The organism is Streptomyces sp. CA-250714 (genome assembly GCF_050936705.1).
In the GTDB taxonomy this organism is placed as follows: Bacteria; Actinomycetota; Actinomycetes; order Streptomycetales; family Streptomycetaceae; genus Streptomyces.
In genome coordinates, this window is sequence record NZ_JBNJMI010000002.1 from 2086152 (window position 1) to 2110007 (window position 23856).

A 23856-nucleotide genomic window follows, 5' to 3' on the forward strand; every position below is an offset into this window, starting at 1 on the left:
TTCCGCAACACCGCCACCTACTGACGTAGGAGCAGTCGGTGTGAGGGCTGCTGCCCTTTGTCTGCACGTGGCGCCCATATCTGGGGTGGATGACGGCACCCATGCTCCAACCCCAGATATGGGCGCCACCCGCAGACGAATGTCCTGGACCGGGGGCGGGGGTCGAATTGTCCATAGGGAGGCATGGGGTCGGGGGGGGCTCCTAGGGGGGCGGAGCCCCCGTAGCGGGGGGCAGTTGGGGGGCGGAGCCGCCCCAACGCCCGTCCGGCGAGGACCGGGGGTTTGGGGGCAGAGCCCCCAACACAGGAGGGGGCCCGGGGTGGGGCCCTCAACCCACCACCCCCCACCCAAGGCACAAGGCTGGGCCCTCAGCCACACCCCCACCCACCCTGAGCCCTCAAGCATTGGCGGCGGTCCCAACCGGAGGTGACCCGCGGGGACGGGACTCGTTCTCAGGGGTGTGAGTGAAGGCACGCTGGACGTCGAGCAAGCCGAACTCGCCCTCGTAGAGCACTACGAAAGACTGGTCCGTCTCGCGTACTGCGTATTGGGCGACAGCCCCCGCCGGGCACACGCAGTGACCCGCAGGGCACTCCCCCGACGGTGTACGTCGACGGCGGCGCTCCCCCGGCCCCAGCCCCGGCCGGGGGAAGCACAGGACGAGGACCCCGCGTATGTGTGGCTGCGGCTCCGCGTACTGCGCGCGGCGCTGGCCGGTCCGCGGGGCGGGGCCCCGGCCCGCGCCGCGTACGCGCTGCGGCACCTGGAGCGGATGGCCGACCCCGACATCCGGCAACTACTGCGCGCCGCCCGGGTGAAGGACCCGGACGCGGCCCTGGAGGAGGCCGGTACGGAGGTCACCGCCCAGCCCGCGCCGGGCATCCCGGACAGCCAGGAGCCGCCGGATCCCGAGGGCGGCTCGGGCAGCGCGGGCCCGCCGGATCCTGGGCGCGCCCCGGATCCCCAGGGCACCCTGGTGCCCGAGCGCGCCCCGGACGCCGGGCGCACCCCCGACGCCGGGTGCACCCCGAACCCCGAGCGCACCCCGCACGCCGAGCGCGCCCCGGAGCCGCAGGCGACCCCGTGCCCCCTGTGCAAAACCCACCCGCCGCACCCCCTCGACCTGGTGCGGCGCCGCCGGTACTGGCGGGCGGCCGGGGCCTCGGTGTTCGCGGCGGTGGTGTGTGCCGGGATGTTGGGGGTGCCCGGGGACACCTGGGGGCCGGATGCGGCCGCGCGGCCGCCGCTCGTGCGGGGCACCGATCAGGAGCGCGCCCTCGATCCGGGCGCGCTGGTCCGTGCCGGGCCCGGTGACTGGCGGCGGGCCGCGCGTGTGGACTTCGCCGCGTGGCCCGCGCGCGGCGCTCTGATCCGCGATGAATCGTTGCTGCGCCGCGCGCTGGTCAGCTGGGCGCGGCCGCGCGCCGATGTACGGGTCGGTGCGACGCCCGGCACCCCGCAGGGTCCGCCGCCGGGCCCGGCCCAACTGCTGTACGCGGGGCGGCTGGACGGTTCAGCCGTGGTGCTGCTGTACGACGGGCTGCGGGTGGCGCGGTACTCCGAACCGCTGGACCCGGACGACGGTTCGGCCGCCGCCAAGGACGGGGTCTCGCTGGAGCTGGCCCGTATCGCGGGGGCCGGCACGGCGGCGTCCGGGGCGCTGGCCGTCAGCCGGGGCCAGAACGAGGTGCGGTATCTGACGGCGCCGTGGATCACCCACGCCGCCGAGGTGGATCTCCTCGACCCGGCGGATACGGCGGGCCGGCCGCTCTCCCGCCGCGAGGACGGAGTGACCGAGCCGGTGCCGCTCCCGGTCACGCTGCCGCGCCACTGCGAGAGCTGGCCGGGTCTGGCACTGCGCGGCAGCCCAGGCGCGGCGCGGGACGTGCAGCTCTACACGGACCTGGGCGAGTTGACCCCGGCACGGCTGACGGACGGCAAGGGGCGGGCGCCGGCCACCGGCACCGGGGCCCGCAAACGGCTGGCGCACACGGCCTGCCATCTGCCCGCGGTGCTCGACCGGGGCGTCAAGGCCGTCAACTCCTGGCAGTTCGCGCGGCAGCGGCTGCCGGACGGGGACGGGGAGGCGGCGTGGGTGTGCACCCGTGCCGGTACCTGGCGGGGTGCGGGCGCCCGGGCGATGACGCAGTTCCAGCCGTCCGCCGCCGCTCCGGGGCGCCCCGGAGCCGTCACCTCCCGCGCTGAGGACACCCGCGCGTGCGGCCCGCGTGCCCCGGAGGTCCTCACGGGGCTGCTGTGGAAGTCGACCGAGGGCCACTGGTACGTGCTGGCCGCAGCGGACGAGGGCGTCACCCGGCTGCGGGCGCGCGGCAGCGGGCTCGTCGGCGGCCCGGCGGAAGCGGCGGGCAACACCCTGGCCGTACGGGCCGAACGGGACGCCTCCGCCCGGCTGTCGGCAACCCGCGCGGACGGCACGCGGGCGCGGACGCAGCGCTGACGTCGCAGCGCCCTGGCGGCTGCGTCATGGAAGCGTGCACAACCCTGTCGCCGGAGCTTACGCGTCAGTACATTGACAGCATGTCTAATACGGAGCGCACGGAGCTGAAGGCGAGGCGGGTCGCCTTCGACTGGTCGGCCACTCCCCTGCACTGGTTGCCGGGCGACCCGGCGACGACCCACACCATCAACGTGCTGCACCTCCTGCTGCCCGCGGGGGAGCGCTGGTTCGTGCACGTCTACAAGCAGGTACTCCCGCAGATCCGCGACCCGGAACTGCGCAAGGACGTCATCGGGTTCATCGGCCAGGAAGCCGTGCACTCGCAGGCGCACGACGATGTGCTGCCGCACCTCAAGCGGCTCGGTCTCGACCCGACTCCGTACACCGCGCAGGTGGACTGGTTCTTCGAGAAGCTGCTGGGCGACCGCACCCTGCCGCCGGGCAGGCCGCGCCAGTGGTGGCTGATGGAGCGGGTGGCGCTCATCGCGGCCATCGAGCACTACACCGCGTTCCTCGGCAACTGGGTGCTGAACGCCGAGGCGCTGGACCGCAAGGGCGCCGACCCGGTGATGCTGGATCTGCTGCGCTGGCACGGCGCGGAGGAGGTCGAGCACAGGTCGGTCGCGTTCGACCTGTTCATGCACGTCGACGGCGGCTACCGGCGCCGGGTGCGCACCTGGGCGCTGGCCTTCACCGCGCTGGTGTTCCTGTGGCAGCGCGGCGCCCGCTTCTTCATGGAGAACGATCCGACGCTGGTGGACGGCCGGGCCGGCTTCCGCGAGTTCCTGCGCGCGGGGCGGCAGGGTGTGCTGCCGACGGCGGGCTCCATGCTGCGCTCCATACCGACCTATCTGAGCCGCGACTACCACCCCTCCCAGGAGTGCAGCACCGCGCAGGCCGTCGCCTATCTGGCCACCTCTCCCGGCGCCAACGGCCGCCCGCAGACCGCGGGTTCCCCGGCGGCGGACAGCTCGAAGGAGGCTGCCCGATGACGCGGGAACGTACGGCGCGTACGGCGCGCAAAGCGGCGGCCCTCGTACTCACGGCGGGCACGGCCCTGCTGGCCAAGCGCGCGATGGGGCGGCGTATCGAGCGCTCCCCGCTGTGGCCGATGCCGGCGCTGGAGCACCCCGTCTCCGGGACGATGGGGCAGCGGCGCACCGGTACCGACCGCTCCAGCCGTACGGTGCTGGTGACCGGACGCCGCGAAGTGGCCGACCGTGTCGTACAGCTGCGGCTCGGCGCGCCGGACGGTGCCACGCTGCCGGGCTGGGAGCCGGGCGCGCACCTGGATCTGGTGCTGCCCTCCGGGCTGGTGCGGCAGTACTCGCTGTGCGGCGACCCGGCCGAGGCCGACACCTACACCATCGCCGTCCGTCTCACCGACGACTCCCGTGGCGGCTCCCGCGAGGTGCACGAGCAGCTCCACGAGGGGATGGAGCTGGAGATCCGCGGCCCCCGCAACCGCTTCCCCCTCACCGAGGCACCCGCCTGTCTCTTCCTCGCGGGCGGCATCGGCATCACCCCGCTGCTGCCGATGGTCCGCGCGATGGCGGCGGCGGGCGTGCCGTGGCAGCTGGTGTACGGCGGCCGTACGCGCGCCTCGATGCCGTTCCGCGACGAACTCGCGGCGCTGGACGGTGGGCAGGGCCGGGTGACGATCGTCCCGCAGGACGAGGCGGGCCACCCCGACCTGGCGGGCGCGCTGGCGGCCTCGCCGCGGGAGGGCGCCGTCTACTGCTGCGGGCCCGAGCCGCTGCTGACGGCGGTCACCGCGCTGTACCGGGACGGCGCCCACGCGCCGGGCGGTGGACTGCACCTGGAGCGGTTCACGGCAGCGACGGTCGCCCCGAGCGGGGAGAACCAGCCCTTCGAGGTCGAACTGCACCGCTCGGGCCGTACGTTGACGGTGCCCGCCGACTCCACCGCGCTGGCCACCGTCCGCGCCGCCCGCCCCGACACCCCGTACTCCTGCGAACAGGGCTTCTGCGGCACCTGCCAGACACGGGTGCTGGAGGGCACCGTCGAACACCGCGACGGACTGCTGACGGACGCCGAACGGGACACCTCCATGCTGCTCTGCGTCTCCCGGGCGCGCGGTGCGGGGGAACGGCTGGTACTCGACCTGTAGGCCACCTCGCGGGGCGCCGCTCGTTAGGGTGAGGCGCATGACGACCGGGGCGGGGCGCAGGAGCAGGATGGGTGTCGAGGAACGGCGCCGGCAGCTGATCGACGTCGCGCTCGAACTGTTCAGCCGGCGCTCCCCCGAGGACGTCTCCATCGACGACATCGCGACGGCGGCCGGGATCTCCCGGCCGCTCGTCTACCACTACTTCCCCGGCAAACACAGCCTGTACGAGGCCGCGGTACGGCGGGCCGCCGAGGAGCTGACGGCACGGTTCGTGGAGCCGCCCGAGGGACCGTTGAGCGGGCGGCTGCTGCGGGTGATGAAGCGGTACTTCGACTTCGTCGCCGAGCACGGTCCCGGCTTCGCCGCGCTACTGCGCGGTGGTCCCGCGGTGGGCGCCGGGCCGGCCCGGGAGCGGACCAGCGCGATGATCGACGAGGTGCGGGCCGCGGCCTGCCGGCATGTGCTGGCGCACCTGGGCATCGACGCGCCGGGGCCGCGGCTGGCCCTGGTGGTGCGCTCCTGGGTGGGGCTCGCCGAGACGACGGCGCTGTCCTGGTTGGAGGCGCGTGCCGTTCCACGGGAGGAGTTGGAGGCACAACTGGTGCACGACTTCGTGGCTCTCGCCGCTGTGAGTGCGATGTACGACGCCGAGACGCGGGACGTTGTGCGGCACATCCTGGCGCAGGAGCCCGGTGATGGGCCGCTGGGCGAGCTTGCGGAGCACCTGGGCGGGCTGGTGCGGCTCGGTTGAGCGCTGCGGAGGGCTCCGCCATTGGGGCTTGGGGAGTTGGCCGAGTGCGGGTTGTCGGTGGTTGCTCGCGCAGTTCCCCGCGCCCCTTCGGGGCGCGCCCCTTCGGGGCGCGCTGGGTTAGCGTGCTGCCGTGAGCGGGGCGGAAGCGGGGGCGGGAACAGGATGATCCGGGTACTGCTGGCGGACGACGAGACGATGATCCGGGCCGGGGTGCGCGCGATCCTCGCGTCGGCCGCGGACATCGAGGTCGTCGCGGAGGCGGCGGACGGGCGGGAGGCCGTCACGCTGACGCAGCGGCACCGCCCCGACGTGTGCCTGCTCGACATCCGCATGCCGAAGCTGGACGGCCTGCGCGCCGCGGCCGAGCTGCGGCGCACCTGCCCGGACAGCGCGGTGATGATGCTGACCACCTTCAGCGAGGACGAGTACATCGCCGCCGCGCTCGGCTCCGGCGCCGCCGGTTTCGTCCTCAAGTCCGGCGACCCGCGGGAGCTCCTCTCGGGCATCCGCGCCGTCCATGAGGGCGGCGCCTACCTCTCCCCCGCCGTCGCCCGGCATGTCATCACGCACATGGCCGCCGGGCAGCTCGGCCGCCGCGCAACCGCCCTGGCCCGCACCGCAGCGCTGACCCCGCGCGAGCGCGAGGTACTCGGCCTGGTCGGCGCGGGCCTGTCCAACGCCGACATCGCAGCGCGCCTCCATGTGGTCGAGGGCACGGTGAAGACGTACGTCAGCCAGATCCTCGCCCGGTTGGAGATGAAGAACCGCGTACAGGCCGCGATCCTCGCCTACGAGGCGGGGCTGGTGCCCTGAGACCCTGCCTCACCGTCCGGGCGCGTGGGCTGTGGAGCCGCGTACGACCAGTTCCGGCTGGAAGACGAACTCCGTATCGGCCATCGGGCTGCCGCCCATGGGTTCCAGCAGGGCGTGCACCGCGGCGTTGGCCATCGCGCGGACGGGCTGGCGCACGGTGGTCAGCGGCGGGTCGGTGAAGGCGTTGAGTTCGGAGTCGTCGTAGCCGACCACCGACACCTCGTGCGGCACCGCGAGGCCCCGTTGCCGCGCGGCCCGTACCGCGCCGAGGGCCATCAGGTCGCTGCCGCACACGATCCCGGTGCAGCCCTCGTCGATGAGGGCGCCGGCCGCGGCGTGGCCGCCCTCCACGGTGAAGAGGGTGTGCTGGATACGCGGCTCGATCCCGGCCTCCCCCACCGCGCGGGTGAAGCCGGCGACCTTGCGCCGGGTGGGTACGAAACGTTCCGGGCCGACGGCCAGCCCGATGCGCCGGTGTCCCAGCTGGCGCAGGTGGTCGACGGCCATCGCGGCGGCGGCCTGGTCGTCGGGGGAGACGAAGGGCGCGCTGATCCTCTCGTTGTAGCCGTTGATCAGGACGAACGGCACCCCGCGTTCGGCCAGCCTGACGTAGCGGCCGGGGTCGGCGGTCAGGTCGGCGTGCAGGCCGGAGAGGAAGATGATCCCGGACACATCACGCTCGACGAGCTGGCCGACCAGCTCGTCCTCGGTCGCGCCGCCCAGCATCCGCGTCCCCAGCACCGGCGTGAAGCCGTACCCGGCCAGGGACTGTTCGATGACCTGCGCGAACGCCGGGAAGATCGGGTTGGTCAGCTCGGGGATGACCAGCCCGACCAGCCCCGCGCTGCGCTGCCGGGCACGCGCGGGGCGCTCGTAGCCGAGCACGTCGACCGCGGCCAGCACCCGCTGCCGGGTGGCGGCGGCCACGCCCGGTTTGCCGTTCAGGACGCGGCTGGCCGTCGCCTCGCTGACCTCGGCCTGCGCGGCGATGTCGGCGAGGCGCGCGGTGAGGGCACTGGTCATCCGCCGACCCACCAGGCGGTAGTGTCGCCGGGCAGCTCGACGCCGCCCGCCGCCTGCTGCACCGTCAACGTACGGCTGGCCAGCAGGAGTTCGCCGGGCTCGAAGCCCAGCCGCACCGGCTCCGCACGGGTGTTGGCGGCGCACACGAACGCGCCGCGCCGGAAGACCAGCACACCCTCGGGCGCGGGCAGCCACTCCAGCGGTGCGCCGTCGCCCAGTTCGGGACGCTCCCGGCGCAGCCGCAGCGCGGTCCGGTAGAGCTCCAGCGTGGAGGTGGGGTCACCGGTCTGCGCGGCGACGGAGAGCGCGCCCCAGCCGGGCGGCTGCGGCAGCCAGCTGCCGCCGCTGCCGAAGCCGTAGGAGCTGCCGCCGTCCGCCGTCTCCTCCTCCGCCCAGGGCAGCGGCACCCGGCAGCCGTCGCGGAGCCCGTCCTGGCCGCTGGAGCGGAAGAACGAGGGGTCCTGGCGCGCCTCGTCGGGCAGTTCGGTGACCTCCGGCAGCCCCAGCTCCTCGCCTTGGTAGACGTACGCGGAGCCGGGCAGCGCCAGCATCAGCAGCGACGCCGCGCGCCCGCGGGCGTGGCCGCCGCCGAGCCGGGTGCGGTGGCGTACGACGTCGTGGTTGGAGAGCACCCAGGTGGCGGGCGCGCCGACGGCGCCGAGCGAGGTGAGGGAGGCGTCGATGACCTCGCGCAGTGCCGCGGCGTCCCAGCCGGTGTTGAGGTAGTGGAAGTTGAACGCCTGGTGCAGTTCGTCCTCGCGTACGTACAGCGCGGTGCGCTCGGCGCTGGGCGTCCACGCCTCGGCGACGCCGACGCGCCCGCCCGGGTATTCGTCGAGGACCTGCCGCCAGGAGCGGTAGATCTCGTGCACCCCGTCCTGGTCGAAGAACGGCAGCTCGGCGGCGCCCAGCAGCTTCAGCTGTTCCGTACTGCCCATGTCGGGCAGCCCGGCCGCCTTGACCAGCCCGTGCGCCACATCGATCCGGAAGCCGTCGACGCCCATGTCCAGCCAGAACCGCAGTACGGAACGGAACTCGTCGCGCACTGCGGGGTGGTCCCAGTTGAAGTCCGGCTGCTCGGGCGCGAACAGATGCAGATACCACAGCCCCGGAGAGCCGGGCACCGGGCTCCAGGCGGGGCCGCCGAAGACGGACTCCCAGTCGTTCGGCGGCAGTTCGCCAGCCGTGCCCTTGCCGGGTGCGAAGTGGTAGCGCTCCCGGGCCGCCGCGTCCCCCGCCAGGGCCCGTTTGAACCATTCGTGCTGGTCGGAGGAGTGGTTGGGGACGATGTCGATGATGACCCGCAGCCCGAGCGCGTGCGCGTCCCGGATCAGGGCGTCCGCGTCGTGCAGCGTCCCGAACATCGGGTCGATGGCGCGGTAGTCGGCGACGTCGTATCCGGCGTCGGCCTGCGGTGAGGCGTAGAAAGGGCTGAGCCATACGGCGTCGACGCCGAGCTCGGCCAGGTGCGGCAGCCGCTGCCGGATGCCGGGCAGGTCGCCCATGCCGTCGCCGTTGCCGTCCGCGAAGGAGCGCGGATACACCTGGTAGATCACCGCGTCCCGCCACCAGCCGGCTGCGCCGCGCGACGCCGCCGGGGCGGCCTCTTCCACGGTGCCTTCGGTTGCACTGCTGTGCTGAGTCATGTCATCCCTGAAGAGTTGAAAGAGTTCGGAGGGGGGAGGGGACGCCGGAAAAATGGCGAGGCCGAGGACCTGGGATACGGCCTAGGACTTGGTGGCTCCAGCAGTCAGCCCCCCGACCAGGTGCCGCTGCGCGAAGCCGAAGACCACGGCGGCCGGTACGGCGATCACGACGGCGGCCGCCGTCATCGAGCCCCAGTCGGAGCCGTAGCGGTTGACGAAGGTCTGCAGGCCGCCCGCCAGGGTCAGGTTCTCCTCGCCGGTCATGAAGGCCGTCGCGTAGGCGACCTCCGCCCACGCGGTCACAAAGGTGTAGAACCCGGTGACGGCGATACCGGGCTTGGCCAGCGGCAGGATCAGCCGCCAGAACGTGCCGAACGGGTTGAGCCCGTCCACCCGGCCCGACTCGTCGATGTCGACGGGGATCGTGTCGAAGAACCCCTTCATCATCCACGCGCAGAACGGCACGGCAATCGTCAGATACGTGATGATCAGCCCGAGCGGCTGGTTGAGCAGTCCCAGCCTCGCCATCGTGTTGTACAGCGGGACGATCAGTACGGCCATCGGGAACATCTGGGTGATCAGCAGCACCCACATCAGCGGCCGCATACCAGGAAAGCGGAACCGGCTGAGCGCATATCCCGTCGTGGCGGCGATGAGAACACCGACGACGGTGGTGCCGACAACGACGATCAGCGAGTTCCCGAACCACGTCAGGAAATGCGTATCGGCAATAACATGCCGGTAGTTGGCAAAGGTGAACTCTTTGACCAGCGCAGTGGTGAACGACTCGCTCTTCGGCTTGAACGAGGTCACCAGCAGCCACAGCGGCGGAAAAAGCGCACACGCCGTGCCCAACAACAGCCCCGCGTGCAGTCCGACGGAGGCGAGCGGATTTCTCTTCTTCGTTCTCATGGTTGTCACCACGCCTCTCCCTGGCGGCGCAGCGCCCGCCGGTAGACGACCGTGAACAGGGAAAGCAGCAGCAGGATGAGTACGCCCCAGGCCGCCGAAGTGGCGAAATCACGGGGGCTGTTGACGAAGGACAGCCGGAACGCGTACGTCACCAGGATCTCCGTCGAATCCTCGGGCCCGCCCTTGGTGAGCAGGAAGATCACCGGGAACATGTTGAACGTCCAGATGGTGCTCAGCAGGATCACCGTGCTGCTGACCGAGCGCACGCCCGGCAGCGTGATGTTGCGGAACCGCTGCCAGGGCCCGGCACCGTCCATCTCGGCCGCCTCGTACAGCTCGCCGGGTATCGATTGCAGCGCACCCAGCATCGCGACGATCATGAACGGAACGCCCAGCCATACGTTGACCGCGATCACGGAGACCTTCGCCCATGTCGGGTCCCCCAGCCACGGGACGCCGTCGATCCCGCCGCCATCCAGCACCTTGTTGAGCAGGCCGTTCTTCTCGTTGAAGAGCATCTTCCAGGCGAAGACGGAGACGAATGCCGGAATTCCCCAGGGCACGATCATCGCGACGCGGTAGAAAGAGCGGCCCTTCACCTTGCGGTTGAGCATGATCGCGAGGGTCAGTCCGAGGGTGAAGGTGACGCCGACGCAGCCGACGGTCCACGCCGCCGTCCAGCCCAGGCGGTCCCAGAAGACGCTGTCCGTCAGGATCGCCTTGTAGTTGTCCAGGCCGATGAATTCGTAAGTCGCCGGGATGTGGTTGACGCCGATCGTGCGTTCCACGTTGGCTTCGTCGGCGTCGGTGAGGGAGAGGTAGATGCCGCGGGCGAGGGGGTAACCGATGATCAGCCCGGTGACCAGGGTCACCGGGGCGATCATGGCCCATGCGTACCAATGCTTCGCCGCCCAATTTCTGACCCGCGTCATCGCAAAACCTCTCCTTTTTTCGGGCCCGGGGTGGGTTGGGGTTGGGTTGGGAGGTGGGGGTTCGGTTGGGGGGTGGCTCAGGTGGGTTGGGGTGGCGTGGGCGGGTTGGGGTTGGTGGTGAGGGCTCGGGGTGGGCGGGGGTGGTGGCTGGAGTGGGTTGGTGGTGGCGCTGGGTGGGTGGGGGGCGTGGGTGGGAGGGGCAGTGGCGGTGCGGGGTGGGTGGGTGGGGGTGGTGGCGGCTCCCCCCGCCTGCCGCCGGGACGGCTGCTTGTGGGGGCACGCCCCCTTTGTCCTTCGGCTGCCGCCGACAGGTCGTGTCGGGGGCTCCGCCCCCCAACGGCCCCCCGCTAGGTGGGCTTCGCCCCCCTAGGACCCCCCTTCCGCACACCCTTGAGCCATTGACGTAAGAGCAGCCCGTACGTGAGTTGCTGCCCTTTGTCTGCCCGTGGCGCCCATATCTGGGGTGGATGACGGCACCCATGCTCCAACCCCAGATATGGGCGCCACCCGCACCGAATAGTCCTAGGCCAGGCGCGGAGGACGAATTGTCCAGACGGGGGCATGGGGTCCGGGGGGGCTCCTAGGGGGGCGGAGCCCCCGTAGCGGGGGGCAGTTGGGGGGCGGAGCCGCCCCAACGCCCGTCCGGCGAGGACCGGGGGTTTGGGGGCAGCGCCCCCAACACGAGAGGGGACCCGGGGGTGGGGCCCTCAACCCACCACCACCCCCACCCACCCACCCCGCACCGCCACCACCCCACCCACCCCAGCCCTCAATCCACCCGCAGCCCTCAACCCGCGAGGCCCTCGCTACTTGTAGTCCTTCAAGAGTTTGCGGAACTCCGCACCAGTCTTCGCGGCAGCTTCCTTGGGCGACTTCCCCCCGGCAAGCACCCCATCGACCCCCACCCGAATAGGCTCGAAGAGCGAATTCCCCTCGGCGATCCAAGGCCGCTGCACGGCCTTGGAAACGGCGGGCCGGAAGAACTTCACCATCTCGTTGCCCCGCACAGCGGGCCGCTCGTAGACGGACTTCCGCGTGGGCAGGAGCGACAGCTCCTCCGTGGTGCGGGCCTGCACCTGGGCACTGGTCATGTACTTGGCGAACTCCTGCGCGGCCCGCATGTTCTTCGTTCCGGCGTACACGGACAGGTTCCAGCCGCCCTGCGGCGAACCCTGGGCCTTGCTGCCGGCCGGGACGGGGGCCACCCCGAGGTTGTCCTTGTTCGCGCCCTTGAACTCCTTGCCCTCGCGGGCGAGGGCGATGTCCCAGGGGCCGTCGACGATCATGGCGACCTTGCCCTCCTGGAACGCCTTGATGCCGTTCTCCTGGCCGTCGCTGGAGTCGGTGACGGCCGCCTTGGAGTCGACGAGATCCTTCATCGTCGCGAGGGCCCGCACGCCGGGCTTCTGGTCGACGGTGACCTTCTTGCGCTTGGCGTCGATCAGGTCGCCGCCCTCGCCGTAGAGGTAGGGCAGGAACCAGTAGGGGTCGTCGCCGCGCAGATAGAGCGCGGTGGCGCCGGTCTTGTCCTTGATCTTCTTGGCGTTCTTCTTCAGATCGGCGAATGAGGTGGGCACCTTCACGCCCGCCTTCTTCAGCAGCCGCTTGTTGTAGAAGAGGCCGAGGGTGTCGGTGACCTGCGGCACCGCGTAGGTCTTGCCCTTGAACCTGGTGGAACCGGCCGCCGTCTCCAGGTAGTCGGACTCCTTGTCCAGCGCCGGGGTGCCGTCCAGCGGGGCGAGGTAGCCGAGGTTGGCGAAGTCGGCGACCCAGGCGACCTCGGTGCGCATCACGTCGGGGGCCCCGGAGTTGCCGCCCGCCGCGTTCTTGAACTTCTGGTTGGCGTCGCCGAAGTTGACGTGCACGTACTTGACGTTCACCTTCGGGTGCTTCTTCTCGAAGTCCTCGGCGATCTTCTTGTAGGTGCCCTTCTCGCCGTCGTTCGAGGTGTCCCAGTAGGTGACGGTGCCCTCGATCTTGCCGTTGGCCCCGTTGTCCGCGCCGTCCGAACCGCCGCCGCAAGCTGTTGCCGCAAGTGCCAGCCCCGCTACCAGCGCGGTGGCGCCTATGCCACGCCGCATGTCCGATCCCTCCGCAAGGTGAAAGGGCGCACGCATCGCCAACTGCTGGCCTGTGGCGGCGCCCGGCTGCGGAGGAACGTAACAGCGGTGACATCCGAGGGAAAGACCTTGCCGCAAATTTCTGCAAGGATGCGAGCGGCCCGATGCGGCACGTAACTCCGGCGCCGTGTCCGCGTTGTCACCCTTGACACTGGCTTGCCGCACTTCGCGACCCGTACCGGGTCCCGCCCGATGGGGATGACTTGTGACCCAGCACGCCACGACCCACCACGCCACCACCCGACCCGCCGGCTCCGAGCACACCGTCTCGCAGCAGACCGTCGGTGCCGACCCCGCGCCCGAAGCCCGCGCCCCGCAGTCCTCGTTGGGCTGGTGGCGGGACGCCGTGATCTACCAGGTGTACGTCCGCTCCTTCGCCGACAGCGATGGTGACGGCGTGGGGGATCTGCCCGGGGTGCGGCAGCGGTTGCCCTACCTCGCCGAGCTCGGCGTGGACGCCGTATGGCTGACGCCGTTCTACGCCTCCCCGCAGGCCGACGGCGGCTACGACGTGTCCGACTACCGCGCGGTCGACCCCCGGTTCGGCGAACTGTCCGACGCCCGGGCGCTGGTGACCGAGGCGCACGCGCTCGGGCTGCGCGTCATCCTCGACCTGGTGCCCAACCACACCTCCGACCAGCACCCCTGGTTCCTGCGCGCGCTGGCCGGCGACCCCGAGGCACAGGCCCGCTACCACTTCCGCGACGGCCGCGGCGAGCGCGGCCAGCTGCCGCCCAACGACTGGGAGTCCGTCTTCGGCGGCTCCGCCTGGAGCCAGGTGCCAGGCTCGCCGGGGCGGTGGTTTCTGCATCTGTTCGCGCCCCAGCAGCCGGATCTGAACTGGCGGCATCCGCGGGTGCACGAGGAGTTCGACTCCGTGCTGCGGTTCTGGCTGGACATGGGGGTCGACGGATTCCGGATCGACGTGGCGCACGGCATGGTCAAGGCCGACGGGCTGCCCGACATCGGCACGGGGAAGCAGGCTCGCATGATCGGCGCGCAGCAGCTGCCGTTCTTCGACCAGGACGAGGTGCACGAGATCCACCGCTCCTGGCGCCGGCTGCTGGAGTCCTACGGCCCCGACCGGATCGGTGTCGCGGAGGCGTGGGCACCGACCGCGGAGCGGCTGGCGCTCTACGTACGCCCCGACGAGCTGCATCAGGCGTTCAACTTCCACTTCCTGAAAGCCGGATGGGATGTCGGGGAGCTGCGGAAGGTGATCGAGGAGTCGATGGCGGCCACCACCTCCGTCGGCGCACCGACCACCTGGGTGCTCTCCAACCACGACGTCGTACGCCACCGCACCCGGCTCGGCTCGCTGGCCAGGGCCCGCGCCGCCGCGCTGCTGATGCTCGCGCTGCCCGGCTCCGTCTACCTCTACCAGGGCGAGGAGCTCGGCCTGCCGGAGGTGACCGAGCTGCCCGACGAGGTACGCCAGGACCCCGCGTTCTTCCGCGCCGTGCCGGGAGCGGCCGAGGGCCAGGAGGGGCTGCGCGACGGCTGCCGGGTGCCGATGCCGTGGGAGACGGACGGCCCCTCCTACGGTTTCGGGCCGAACGGCAGCTGGCTGCCGCAGCCGCCGGGCTGGCGTGAGCTGTCCGTACGGGCGCAGACCGGCGATCCGCTCTCCACCCTGGAGCTGTACCGGACGGCGCTGCGGCTGCGCCGGCTGCTGCCGGGGCTCGGCGACAGCGCGATGGAGTGGCTCCAGGCGCCCGACGGGGTGCTCGCGCTCTCCCGCCCCGGGCTGGTCTGCCTCCTCAACACCAAGGACGAGCCGGTGTATCTGGCCCCTCCCGGCGAACTGCTGCTCTCCTCCGTGCCCGAGGAGTCGCGGGATTCCATGGAGGCCGGAGCGCCCGCGGGACAGCTGCGTATTCCGTCGAATTCCTGCACCTGGTGGGCAGCGTGATGCGGGGCCGGTAAGGTCCAGTCCTGTGACCGCGCGGCTAGCTGACATCGCAGCACAAGCGGGGGTCAGCGAAGCCACCGTCAGCCGGGTGCTCAACGGCAAGCCGGGAGTGGCCGCGGCCACCCGCGAATCGGTGCTGGCCGCGCTCGACGTACTCGGCTACGAGCGTCCCGTCAAGCTGCGCCGCCGCAGCGAGGGCCTGGTGGGGCTGATCACGCCCGAGCTGGAGAACCCGATATTCCCGGCCTTCGCGCAGGTCATCGCGCAGGGCCTCACCCGGCAGGGCTACACCCCGGTGCTCGCCACCCAGACCCCCGGCGGCTCCACCGAGGACGAGCTGACGGAGATGCTGGTGGACCGCGGCGTCGCCGGGATCATCTTCGTCTCCGGGCTGCACGCCGATACGACGGCCGACATCGGGCGGTACGAACGCCTGCACGGCCAGGGCGTCCCCTTCGTCCTCGTCAACGGCTTCTCCGAGGGGGTGCGGGCACCGTTCGTCTCGCCCGACGACCGTGCCGCCATGCGGCTGGCCGTGACCCATCTGGTCTCGCTCGGCCACGAACGCATCGGGCTGGCCCTCGGCCCGGAGCGCTTCGTACCCGTCCAGCGCAAGATCGAGGGCTTCACACGGACCATGCGGGAGCACTTCCGTTGTGATACCGCCGAGCTGATCGAGCACTCCCTCTACACCCTGGAGGGCGGACAGGCCGCCGCCACCGCGCTGCTCGGGCGGGGCTGTACCGCAGTGGTGTGCGCCAGCGACATGATGGCGCTCGGCGCGATCCGCGCGGCCCGGCAGCGCGGGCTCGCCGTTCCCGCCGATGTCTCCGTCATCGGGTTCGACGACTCCCCTCTCATCGCGTTCACCGATCCGCCGCTGACCACCATCCGGCAGCCGGTCACCGCGATGGGGCAGGCCGCCGTTCGGGCGCTGCTGGAGGAGATCGGCGGGACCCCGGCGCCGCACAGCGAGTTCGTGTTCCTGCCGGAGCTGGTGGTACGCGGCTCCACCGCGTCCCGTAGGAAAAACCCGTAGGAGGACTGGTCTCGCGGCGTCCCCCGAGGGGACGACGCCGAGGGTCCAAGACCCGACCGCAGGATGATCGGCCCACGGCCCCTGTCTGGCAGACTGTCGCCCTATGGGGGTACCGACCACGAGGACCGAAGACGCCAGCCGGCAGGAGACCACCGACGCCCCGGCGGAGCAGTCCGCTGCGCATGCCGAGAGGGATGAGGCGGCAGTCGGCGGAGCACATTCCGCGGGCCGCGAGGTCCTGGCGCGATGGCGTTCCCCCCGGCACCCCCGGCTGTGGTTCGAGATCGTTCTGATCGCGGTCAGCTACTGGACGTACTCCCTGATCCGTAACGCGGTCCCGGAGCAGCGCGCGGAGGCACTGCGCAACGCCGACTGGATCTGGCGTACCGAGCATGCGCTGGGAATCGCGGTCGAGCACTCCATCAACCATGCGGTCGGCGGGGTGACCTGGCTGATCGTCACGATGAACTACTACTACGCCACGCTGCACTTCGTCGTGACGATCGGAGTGCTGGTGTGGCTCTACCGCACGCATCCGGGGCGGTACGCCGCCACCCGGCTGGTGCTGTTCGCCACCACCGGCAGCGCGCTGCTGGGCTACTACCTCTTCCCTCTCGCGCCGCCGCGGCTGATGGGGGGCGGGCACTTCATCGACACCGTGCAGGTGCACCAGACGTGGGGGTCGATGGCGTCGGGGAACCTCGCGCAGATGTCCAACCAGTACGCGGCCATGCCCTCCATGCACATAGGGTGGTCCGTCTGGTGCGGGATCACCATCGCGATGCTGGCCCGCCCGGTGTGGGTGAAGGTGCTGGGAGTGCTGTACCCCTTGGCGACGCTGACCGTCATCGTCAGTACGGCCAACCATTTCTGGCTGGACGCCGTGGGCGGGCTGCTCTGCCTCGGTCTCGGCTTCGGCCTCTCCTACGCCTGGTACGGCCGCCTCTCCTACCGTCTCCCCCGGCTGGCCACCGCCCCGGCGTGAGGGCGCGGCGCCCTAGTCCGCGGCGTAGAAGAGGCGGTCCACCACGGCGCGGGCCCGCCGGGTGACGCGGCGGTAGTCGTCGAGCATTTCACCGACGTGCCCCGGCTCGTAGCCGAGGTAGCGCCCGACGGCGGCGAGCTCCCTCGATTCGGAGGGGAAGGTGTCACCGGGCCGCCCCCGCACCAGCATCACCGCATTGCGGACCCGCGAGGCCAGCACCCACGCCTCGTCGAGGACATCGGCGTCATCGGCGCCGATGAGTCCCGCGTCCCGGGCCGCGGCAAGTGCCGTACGGGTCCGGGTGGTGCGCAGCCCGGGCACCTGTGCGCCATACCTCAGCTGCGTCAACTGCACGGTCCACTCGACGTCGGTGAGCCCGCCGCGGCCCAGCTTGGCGTGGGTCGTGGGGTCGGCACCGCGCGGCAGCCGTTCGCTCTCCATCCGGGCCTTGAGGCGGCGGATCTCCCGTTCGGCGTCGTCGGCGAGGCCACCGGCGGGATAGCGGAGGGGGTCGATGAGCTCGATGAACCGCTCCCCCAGTCCGGCGTCGCCCGCGACGAACTCGGCGCGCAGCAGCGCCTGGCTCTCCCACACCACGGACCAGCGGTCGTAGTAGGCGGCGTACGAGTTGAGCGAGCGGGCCAGCGCCCCGGACTTGCCCTCGGGGCGCAGGTCGGCGTCGATGACCAGCGGCGGGTCGGAGGTGGGGAGCTGGAGGAGCCGCCGCATCTCGGTGGCGACCGCGAAGGCGGCCTTGCCCGCCTCGTGTTCGCTGACGCCGTCCCGGGGTTCGTGCACGAACAGGACGTCGGCGTCGGAGCCGTAGCCCATCTCGTGGCCGCCGAAGCGGCCGACGGCGATGACGGCGAACCGGGTGGGCAGCTCGTCGCCCCACTGCTCGCGGACGGCGGCCCGCAGGGCTCCGGCGAGGGTGGCGGCGTTGAGGTCGGTGAGCGCGTCACCGACCCGGTCCAACGCCTCGCCCGGCTCCTGCTGGGCCACGTCCTCGGTGCCGTACGCGCCGATCAGATCGCCGGCGGCGGTACGGAACAGCTCCCGGCGGCGCACCCCGCGCGCGGCGGCGACGGCTGCTTCGGCGCCCTCGGCGCGGCCGACGGCGGCCAGGGTCTCCTGGGTGAGCGCGGGCCGCGAGCGGGGCCGCAGCCCGTTCTCGTCGCCGAGCAGGGCGACGGCCTCGGGGGCGCGGAGCAGCAGATCGGGGGCGAACCGGCCGGCCGACAGTACGCGGGCGAGGTTTTCGGCCGCGGCGCCCTCGTCGCGCAGCAGCCGCAGGTACCAGGGCGATTTGCCGAGCGCGTCGGAGACCTTGCGGAAGCCCAGGAGTCCGGCGTCCGGGTCGGCGGAGTCGGCGAACCAGCCGAGCAGCACCGGCAGCAGGGTGCGCTGGATGGCGGCTTTACGGGTGACGCCGGAGGCCAGCGCCTCCAGATGGCGCAGCGCGGCGGCCGGGTCGGCGTAGCCGAGGGCTTCCAGCCGCTGCCGGGCCGCCTGCGGGGAGAGGCGTTCGTGTCCGGCCTCCAGCTGGGCGACCGCGTCCAGCAGCGGGCGGTAGAACAGCTTCTCGTGCAGCCGCCGCACCGCTGAGGCGTGCCGCCGCCAGGACTTGTGCAGTTCGGTGACGGGCTCGCTGCGGTAGCCGAGGGAGCGGCCGAGGCGGCGCTGGTCGGCTTCCGACTCGGGCATCAGATGGGTGCGGCGCAGCTGGTGCAGCTGGATGCGGTGCTCCATGGTGCGCAGGAAGCGGTAGGCGGCGTCCAGCGCCGCCGCGTCCTGGCGGCCCACGTACCCGCCGGCGGCCAGTGCGTCGAGCGCCTCCAGCGTGGTGGGGCTGCGCAGTGTGGCGTCGCTGCGGCCGTGCACCAGCTGGAGCAGCTGGACGGCGAACTCGACGTCCCGCAGCCCGCCGGGGCCCAGCTTCAGCTCGCGGTCCAGCTGGGCGGCGGGGATGCTGGCGATCACGCGGCGGCGCATCTGCTGGACGTCGGTGACGAAGTTCTCCCGTTCGGCCGCCTGCCAGACCATCGGCGCGACGGCTTCCACGTACTGCCGGCCCAGCGCCGCGTCACCCGCCACCGGGCGGGCCTTGAGCAGTGCCTGGAACTCCCATGTCTTGGCCCAGCGCTGGTAGTAGGCCAGATGGCTGCTGAGGGTGCGGACGAGCGGCCCGTTGCGGCCCTCGGGGCGCAGGTTGGCGTCGACGGGCCAAATGGTGCCCTCGGCGGTGGTGTCGGAGCAGATCCGCATCATGTGCGCGGCCAGCCGGGTGGCGGCCTTGAGGGCCTGCTCGGCCTCCTCGCCGGATTCGGCGCCCAGGCCGGTGGCGGCGGGTTCGGCGACGAAGATGACGTCCACGTCGGAGACGTAGTTGAGCTCGTGGCCGCCCGCCTTGCCCATGGCGATGACGGCCAGCCGGCAGGCGGCCGCGTCGTCGGGTGCCTCGGTCTCGGCGATCGTCAGTGCCCGGCGCAGTGTCGCGGTGGCCAGGTCCGCGAGTTCGGCGGCGGTCTGCGACAGTTCGCTGGTGCCGCACACATCGCGGGCGGCGATGGACAGCAGCGCCCTGCGGTAGGCGACGCGCAGCCCGTCGGGCCCGTCGGCGTCGCGCAGTGCCGTCTCGAACTCGGCCACCCCGGGGTGCAGGTCGGCCGACTCGTAGGTGACCAGCGCCTCCCAGTCGTGCGGGTGGCTCGCGAGATGGTCGGCCAGCGCGTCGGAGGCGCCCAGGACGCCGAGCAGCCGGTCGCGCAGCGGCTTGGCGGTCAGCAGGGTGTCGAGGAGGGGCTGCGCGTCCTTGTCGAGTGCTTCGAGGGACTCGATGAGGCGGACGAGGCCGAAGAGGGCCAGGTCCGGGTCGGCGGTGGCGCCGAGCGCGTCGAGGAAGAGGGCGTCGTCCCTGACCGGGGCGAGCGGAGGGCTGTCGAGCAGGCGCGTCGCGGTTTCCGGGTCGGTGAAACCGTGCCGCAACAGTCGCCCGTACCGGGTGCCCCGCCGCCCGTCTGGTGTCACGCTCACTCCTGTGTTCCTTTCCCCGGCCCCGCCCCGCCCTTTATAGCCCCTCCGGCTCGCGGCCCGTCCGGCGCGCGAGCGGCAGGGGTCCGAGGGGGCCCGGCCCCCCGGGAAACGGCGAACGGGGAGGGACAGGGACCTACAGCACGGGCAGGCTCTTGCGCAACTCGAAGGCGGTGACCTCGCTGCGGTACTCCTCCCACTCCTGCTTCTTGTTCCGCAGGAAGAAGTCGAAAACGTGCTCTCCCAGCGTCTGGGCGACCAGCTCGCTGCGCTCCATGAGGCTGATCGCCTCGCCGAGGTTCTGCGGCAGCGGCTCGATCCCCATGGCGCGCCGCTCCGCGTCGGAGAGCGCCCATACGTCGTCGTCCGCCCCCGCGGGCAGCTCGTAGCCCTCCTCGATGCCCTTGAGGCCGGCGGCGAGCAGTACGGCGTAGGCGAGGTAGGGGTTGGCGCCGGAGTCGAGGGAGCGCATCTCGATGCGCGTCGAGCCGGTCTTGCCGGGCTTGTACATCGGTACGCGTACGAGCGCGGAGCGGTTGTTGTGGCCCCAGCAGATGTACGAGGGCGATTCGCCGCCCTCGCCAGCGGTGCGGTTGGCGCCGCCCCAGATGCGCTTGTAGGAGTTGACCCACTGGTTGGTGACGGCGGAGATCTCGCCGGCGTGGGTGAGCAGCCCCGCGATGAAGGACCGGCCGACCTTGGAGAGCTGGTATTCGGCGCCGGACTCGTAGAAGGCGTTGCGGTCGCCCTCGAAGAGGGAGAGGTGGGTGTGCATGCCGGAGCCGGGGTATTCGGAGAACGGCTTGGGCATGAAGGTGGCCTGGACGCCCTGCTCCAGTGCGACCTGCTTCATGACCAGGCGGAACGTCATGATGTTGTCGGCCGTGGACAGCGCGTCGGCGTAGCGCAGGTCGATCTCCTGCTGCCCGGGGGCCCCCTCGTGGTGGGAGAACTCGACGGAGATGCCCATGGACTCCAGCATGGTGATGGCCTGGCGGCGGAAGTCCATGCCGACGTTCTGCGGGGTGTGGTCGAAGTATCCGGAGGAGTCGGCGGGCACGGGGCGGGAGCCGTCCACCGGCTTGTCCTTGAGCAGGTAGAACTCGATCTCCGGGTGGGTGTAGAAGGTGAACCCGAGGTCCGACGCCTTGGCCAGCGCGCGCTTGAGGACGTAGCGCGGATCGGCGTAGGAGGGGGAACCGTCCGGCATCAGGATGTCGCAGAACATCCGCGCGGTGCCGGGGGCCTCGGCCCGCCACGGCAGTATCTGGAACGTGCTGGGGTCGGGCTTGGCGATCATGTCGGACTCGTAGACGCGGGCGAAGCCCTCGATGGCCGAGCCGTCGAACCCCATCCCCTCGTCAAATGCCTGTTCGAGCTCGGCGGGGGCGACCGCGACTGATTTCAGGAAGCCGAGGACATCGGTGAACCAGAGCCGGACGAACCGGATGTCGCGCTCCTCCAGAGTGCGGAGGACGAATTCCTGCTGCTTGTCCATGGGCCTATCCTTGCAGGTCAGAGGGTTCGCTCGGGTCCCCCGGCACACGGGGCCGTCATCAGCATTGCACCACAGGGTTTCCGGCGGATTGCGCGCCCCGATCGGGCAGCTGTCCGATCGCCCCCGCGGTCCTCCTCGCGGCAGTCCCCGCACACCCTCTTCCGATCGTTTCACAGCGGCCGCCGCCGGGCACCGCGCGGCCGTGCGGGGGCGGAATTTTCCGGGGCCCGGGTGCATTGAGGGAGGCAAGGTAGTTCAATAATCAACTACTCCACCGATGAACGCACCCCCGAGGCACCTCCGAGGACGGCGAGCAGCATGACGGTCACGGCCACCCCCATCCAGTTCGGGATCTTCACCGTCGGCGACGTGACGCCCGACCCCACCACGGGACGGACGCCGACCGAGCACGAGCGGATCAAGGCGATGCTGGCCATCGCCCTGAAGGCGGAGGAGGTGGGGCTCGATGTCTTCGCCACCGGCGAGCACCACAACCCGCCGTTCGTGCCGTCCTCACCGACGACCATGCTCGGCTATCTGGCGGCGCGCACCGAGCGGCTGATCCTCTCCACCTCCACCACCCTGATCACCACCAACGACCCGGTGAAGATCGCCGAGGATTTCGCGATGCTCCAGCACATCGCGGACGGCCGGGTCGACGTGATGATGGGCCGCGGCAACACGGGACCCGTCTACCCCTGGTTCGGCCAGGACATCCGGCAGGGCATCCCGCTGGCGATCGAGAACTACGCGCTGTTGCGCAGGCTGTGGACCGAGGACGTGGTCGACTGGCAGGGCCGCTTCCGTACGCCGCTGCAGGGCTTCACCGCCACCCCGCGTCCGCTGGACGGCGTACCGCCGTTCGTCTGGCACGGCTCGATCCGCAGCCCGGAGATCGCCGAGCAGGCCGCGTACTACGGTGACGGCTTCTTCGCCAACAACATCTTCTGGCCCAAGGACCACTTCAAGCGGCTGATCAACCTCTACCGCGACCGCTTCGAGCACTACGGCCACGGGACGCGGGAGCAGGCCCTGGTGGGCTTGGGCGGCCAGGTGTTCATGCGGCGGAACTCGCAGGACGCGGTGCGGGAGTTCCGGCCGTACTTCGACAACGCGCCGGTCTACGGACACGGGCCCAGCCTGGAGGAGTTCACCGAGCAGACCCCGCTGACCGTCGGCAGCCCGCAGGAGGTCATCGACAAGACGCTGACCTTCCGTGAGTCCTTCGGCGACTACCAGCGCCAGCTCTTCCTCATGGACCACGCCGGGCTGCCGCTGAAGACCGTGCTGGAACAGCTGGACATGCTGGGCGAGGAGGTCGTCCCGGTACTGCGCAAGGAGATGGCCGAGGGCCGCCCCGCGGGGACGGCTGACGCGCCGACGCATGCGGCGCGGGTCGCGGAGAAGGAGGAAGTTGCCGTATGACCGCTACGGAAACCCGGCGGCCCGCGCGGCTGGCCGTCGTCTCGGCAGGGCTGAGCGAGCCCTCGTCCACCCGGCTGCTCGCGGACCGGCTCGCCGAGGCGACGCGGGTCGCGCTGCGCGAGGAGGGCGTCGAGGCGGAGGTCGCCACGGTCGAACTGCGGGATGTGGCAACGGAGATCGCGCACAACTTCACCACCGGCTTCGCCGGCGGGGCGCTCCGCACGGCGATCCAGCGCGTGACGGAGACGGACGGGCTGATCACCGTCACGCCGGTGTTCTCCGCTTCCTACAGCGGGCTGTTCAAGTCGTTTTTCGACGTCCTCGACGAGGGCGTACTGGCCGGCAAGCCGGTGCTGCTCGGCGCCACCGGCGGCACCCCGCGCCATTCCCTGGTGCTGGAGCACGCCATGCGGCCGCTGTTCGCCTATCTGCGGGCCGTCACGGTGCCGACCGCGGTGTACGCGGCCACCGATGACTGGGCGGCTCCGGATGACGGGGTGACCCCGTCCCTCCCCCGCCGGATCGCCCGCGCGGGCGGGGAGCTCGCGGGCCTAGTCGCCCCTCGCGCCACCACCACCGCCGACGCTGCACAGTCCGGGGAACCCGAAGTGATCCCCTTTGAGCAGCAGTTGGCGGCACTGCGGGTGGAGGAGTAGCGGACCGCCGGCAGGGTGGGCGGCTCCTCGGGCTGAAACGCTGAGCTGAATGGCGGACTGAATCGCCGACGGAAGGCGGAAGGCAGAAGGCGGAAGCCGGAAAGGTGCTGCCGGACGCGGAAAGGCGAGGTGCCCGGGAATCGCTTTTGGATTTCCGGGCACCCCGCACCCATTCCAGGCTGTTCCGGCCGGCCCTAGCGGGGGACCACGAAGGGGCCGAAGTGGATTTTCCCAGGTTTCCAGCCGCCCTGTTCGGCAGCGGCGGGACCGGGTGCGTCCGGTGCTGCGGGGGCCGCCGCGGCAGCGCCCGCACCAACGCCTGTGGCCAGCGCGAGCGCGAACAAGGACGACACCGCGGCGCGGCGGACAAATGACATGGGTTCTCCTCCGGGAAGAGCACTTCCGAGCGTCCTGACGGAGCAAGTATCGCCATTCCCCCGGAATGTGCACGCAGCCTTCGCTGCAATTACCACTAAAGTGGAATGCGGCGTCCGGAAGTGCCGTCCCGGAGATGATTCGAGCGAG

The 23856-nt window shown here is 71.3% G+C and carries 18 protein-coding genes; 10 read left to right on the top strand and 8 right to left on the bottom strand.

The genetic code is table 11. The features are described 5' to 3' along the window. The first annotated feature begins 460 nt into the window (after positions 1-460). From ACQEU8_RS28225 to ACQEU8_RS28245, 5 genes are all read left to right on the top strand, one after another. The gene (locus ACQEU8_RS28225) at positions 461-2458 is read left to right on the top strand and encodes a hypothetical protein (RefSeq protein WP_433105955.1); all 1998 of its coding nucleotides are present in this window, start codon (positions 461-463) and stop codon (positions 2456-2458) included. A gap of 80 nt (positions 2459-2538) precedes the next feature. Further along, a complete protein-coding gene (locus ACQEU8_RS28230) occupies positions 2539-3450 on the top strand; it encodes a metal-dependent hydrolase (RefSeq protein WP_433105957.1) in 912 nt (303 codons plus the stop codon). Further along, complete coding sequence (locus tag ACQEU8_RS28235; RefSeq protein WP_433105959.1) at positions 3447-4589, top strand: PDR/VanB family oxidoreductase; 1143 nt, start codon at positions 3447-3449, stop codon at positions 4587-4589. The genes ACQEU8_RS28230 and ACQEU8_RS28235 overlap by 4 nt, the downstream gene beginning before the upstream one ends. A 37-nt stretch (positions 4590-4626) precedes the next feature. After that, positions 4627-5340, top strand: a complete 714-nt coding sequence (locus ACQEU8_RS28240) for a TetR/AcrR family transcriptional regulator (RefSeq protein ID WP_433105961.1) — start codon at positions 4627-4629, stop codon at positions 5338-5340. A 162-nt stretch (positions 5341-5502) separates the two neighbouring features. Beyond that, positions 5503-6153, top strand: coding sequence for a response regulator transcription factor (locus ACQEU8_RS28245; RefSeq protein WP_433105963.1), 651 nt, complete (start codon positions 5503-5505; stop codon positions 6151-6153). A 9-nt stretch (positions 6154-6162) separates the two neighbouring features. Here the strand turns inward: ACQEU8_RS28245 and ACQEU8_RS28250 are convergent, their stop codons facing one another. The 5 genes from ACQEU8_RS28250 to ACQEU8_RS28270 form a co-directional block, all read right to left on the bottom strand. Continuing rightward, a complete protein-coding gene (locus tag ACQEU8_RS28250) occupies positions 6163-7176 on the bottom strand; it encodes a LacI family DNA-binding transcriptional regulator (protein WP_433105965.1) in 1014 nt (337 codons plus the stop codon). Beyond that, on the bottom strand, positions 7173-8822 hold the full coding sequence (locus ACQEU8_RS28255) for a glycoside hydrolase family 13 protein (protein ID WP_433105967.1): 1650 nt from the start codon (positions 8820-8822) through the stop codon (positions 7173-7175). Before ACQEU8_RS28255 ends, ACQEU8_RS28250 begins: the two co-directional genes overlap by 4 nt. Before the next feature lie 81 nt (positions 8823-8903). Then, complete coding sequence (locus ACQEU8_RS28260; RefSeq protein WP_433105969.1) at positions 8904-9734, bottom strand: sugar ABC transporter permease; 831 nt, start codon at positions 9732-9734, stop codon at positions 8904-8906. A gap of 5 nt (positions 9735-9739) precedes the next feature. Further along, entirely contained in the window at positions 9740-10666 is a 927-nt protein-coding gene (locus tag ACQEU8_RS28265) for a carbohydrate ABC transporter permease (protein WP_433105971.1), read from the bottom strand. A gap of 806 nt (positions 10667-11472) precedes the next feature. Continuing rightward, on the bottom strand, positions 11473-12747 hold the full coding sequence (locus ACQEU8_RS28270) for an extracellular solute-binding protein (protein WP_433105973.1): 1275 nt from the start codon (positions 12745-12747) through the stop codon (positions 11473-11475). A gap of 364 nt (positions 12748-13111) precedes the next feature. On the opposite strand from ACQEU8_RS28270, the gene ACQEU8_RS28275 reads away from it, so the two are divergent. The 3 genes from ACQEU8_RS28275 (at position 13112) to ACQEU8_RS28285 (ending at position 16722) form a co-directional block, all read left to right on the top strand. Next, positions 13112-14698 carry a glycoside hydrolase family 13 protein gene (locus tag ACQEU8_RS28275; RefSeq protein WP_433108779.1) on the top strand — a complete coding sequence of 529 codons (1587 nt, stop codon included), beginning with the start codon at positions 13112-13114 and terminating at the stop codon, positions 14696-14698. Between the two features lie 25 nt (positions 14699-14723). Continuing rightward, the gene (locus ACQEU8_RS28280; protein WP_433105975.1) at positions 14724-15737 is read left to right on the top strand and encodes a LacI family DNA-binding transcriptional regulator; all 1014 of its coding nucleotides are present in this window, start codon (positions 14724-14726) and stop codon (positions 15735-15737) included. A 103-nt stretch (positions 15738-15840) separates the two neighbouring features. Next, positions 15841-16722 carry a phosphatase PAP2 family protein gene (locus tag ACQEU8_RS28285; protein ID WP_433105977.1) on the top strand — a complete coding sequence of 294 codons (882 nt, stop codon included), beginning with the start codon at positions 15841-15843 and terminating at the stop codon, positions 16720-16722. Positions 16723-16734: 12 nt separating this feature from the next. Here the strand turns inward: ACQEU8_RS28285 and ACQEU8_RS28290 are convergent, their stop codons facing one another. Together ACQEU8_RS28290 and glnA are read right to left on the bottom strand one after the other, a co-directional pair. Continuing rightward, a complete protein-coding gene (locus tag ACQEU8_RS28290; RefSeq protein WP_433108781.1) occupies positions 16735-19749 on the bottom strand; it encodes a bifunctional [glutamine synthetase] adenylyltransferase/[glutamine synthetase]-adenylyl-L-tyrosine phosphorylase in 3015 nt (1004 codons plus the stop codon). Between the two features lie 139 nt (positions 19750-19888). Beyond that, positions 19889-21250, bottom strand: coding sequence for a type I glutamate--ammonia ligase (gene glnA, locus ACQEU8_RS28295; protein WP_433105979.1), 1362 nt, complete (start codon positions 21248-21250; stop codon positions 19889-19891). A 339-nt stretch (positions 21251-21589) separates the two neighbouring features. On the opposite strand from glnA, the gene ACQEU8_RS28300 reads away from it, so the two are divergent. Continuing rightward, entirely contained in the window at positions 21590-22675 is a 1086-nt protein-coding gene (locus ACQEU8_RS28300; protein ID WP_433108783.1) for an LLM class flavin-dependent oxidoreductase, read from the top strand. Continuing rightward, entirely contained in the window at positions 22672-23331 is a 660-nt protein-coding gene (locus ACQEU8_RS28305) for an FMN reductase (RefSeq protein WP_433105981.1), read from the top strand. Before ACQEU8_RS28300 ends, ACQEU8_RS28305 begins: the two co-directional genes overlap by 4 nt. A gap of 194 nt (positions 23332-23525) precedes the next feature. Here the strand turns inward: ACQEU8_RS28305 and ACQEU8_RS28310 are convergent, their stop codons facing one another. Next, positions 23526-23708: a hypothetical protein gene (locus ACQEU8_RS28310; RefSeq protein WP_433105983.1), complete on the bottom strand. Its 183-nt coding sequence runs from the start codon at positions 23706-23708 to the stop codon at positions 23526-23528. Positions 23709-23856: the final 148 nt, after the last annotated feature.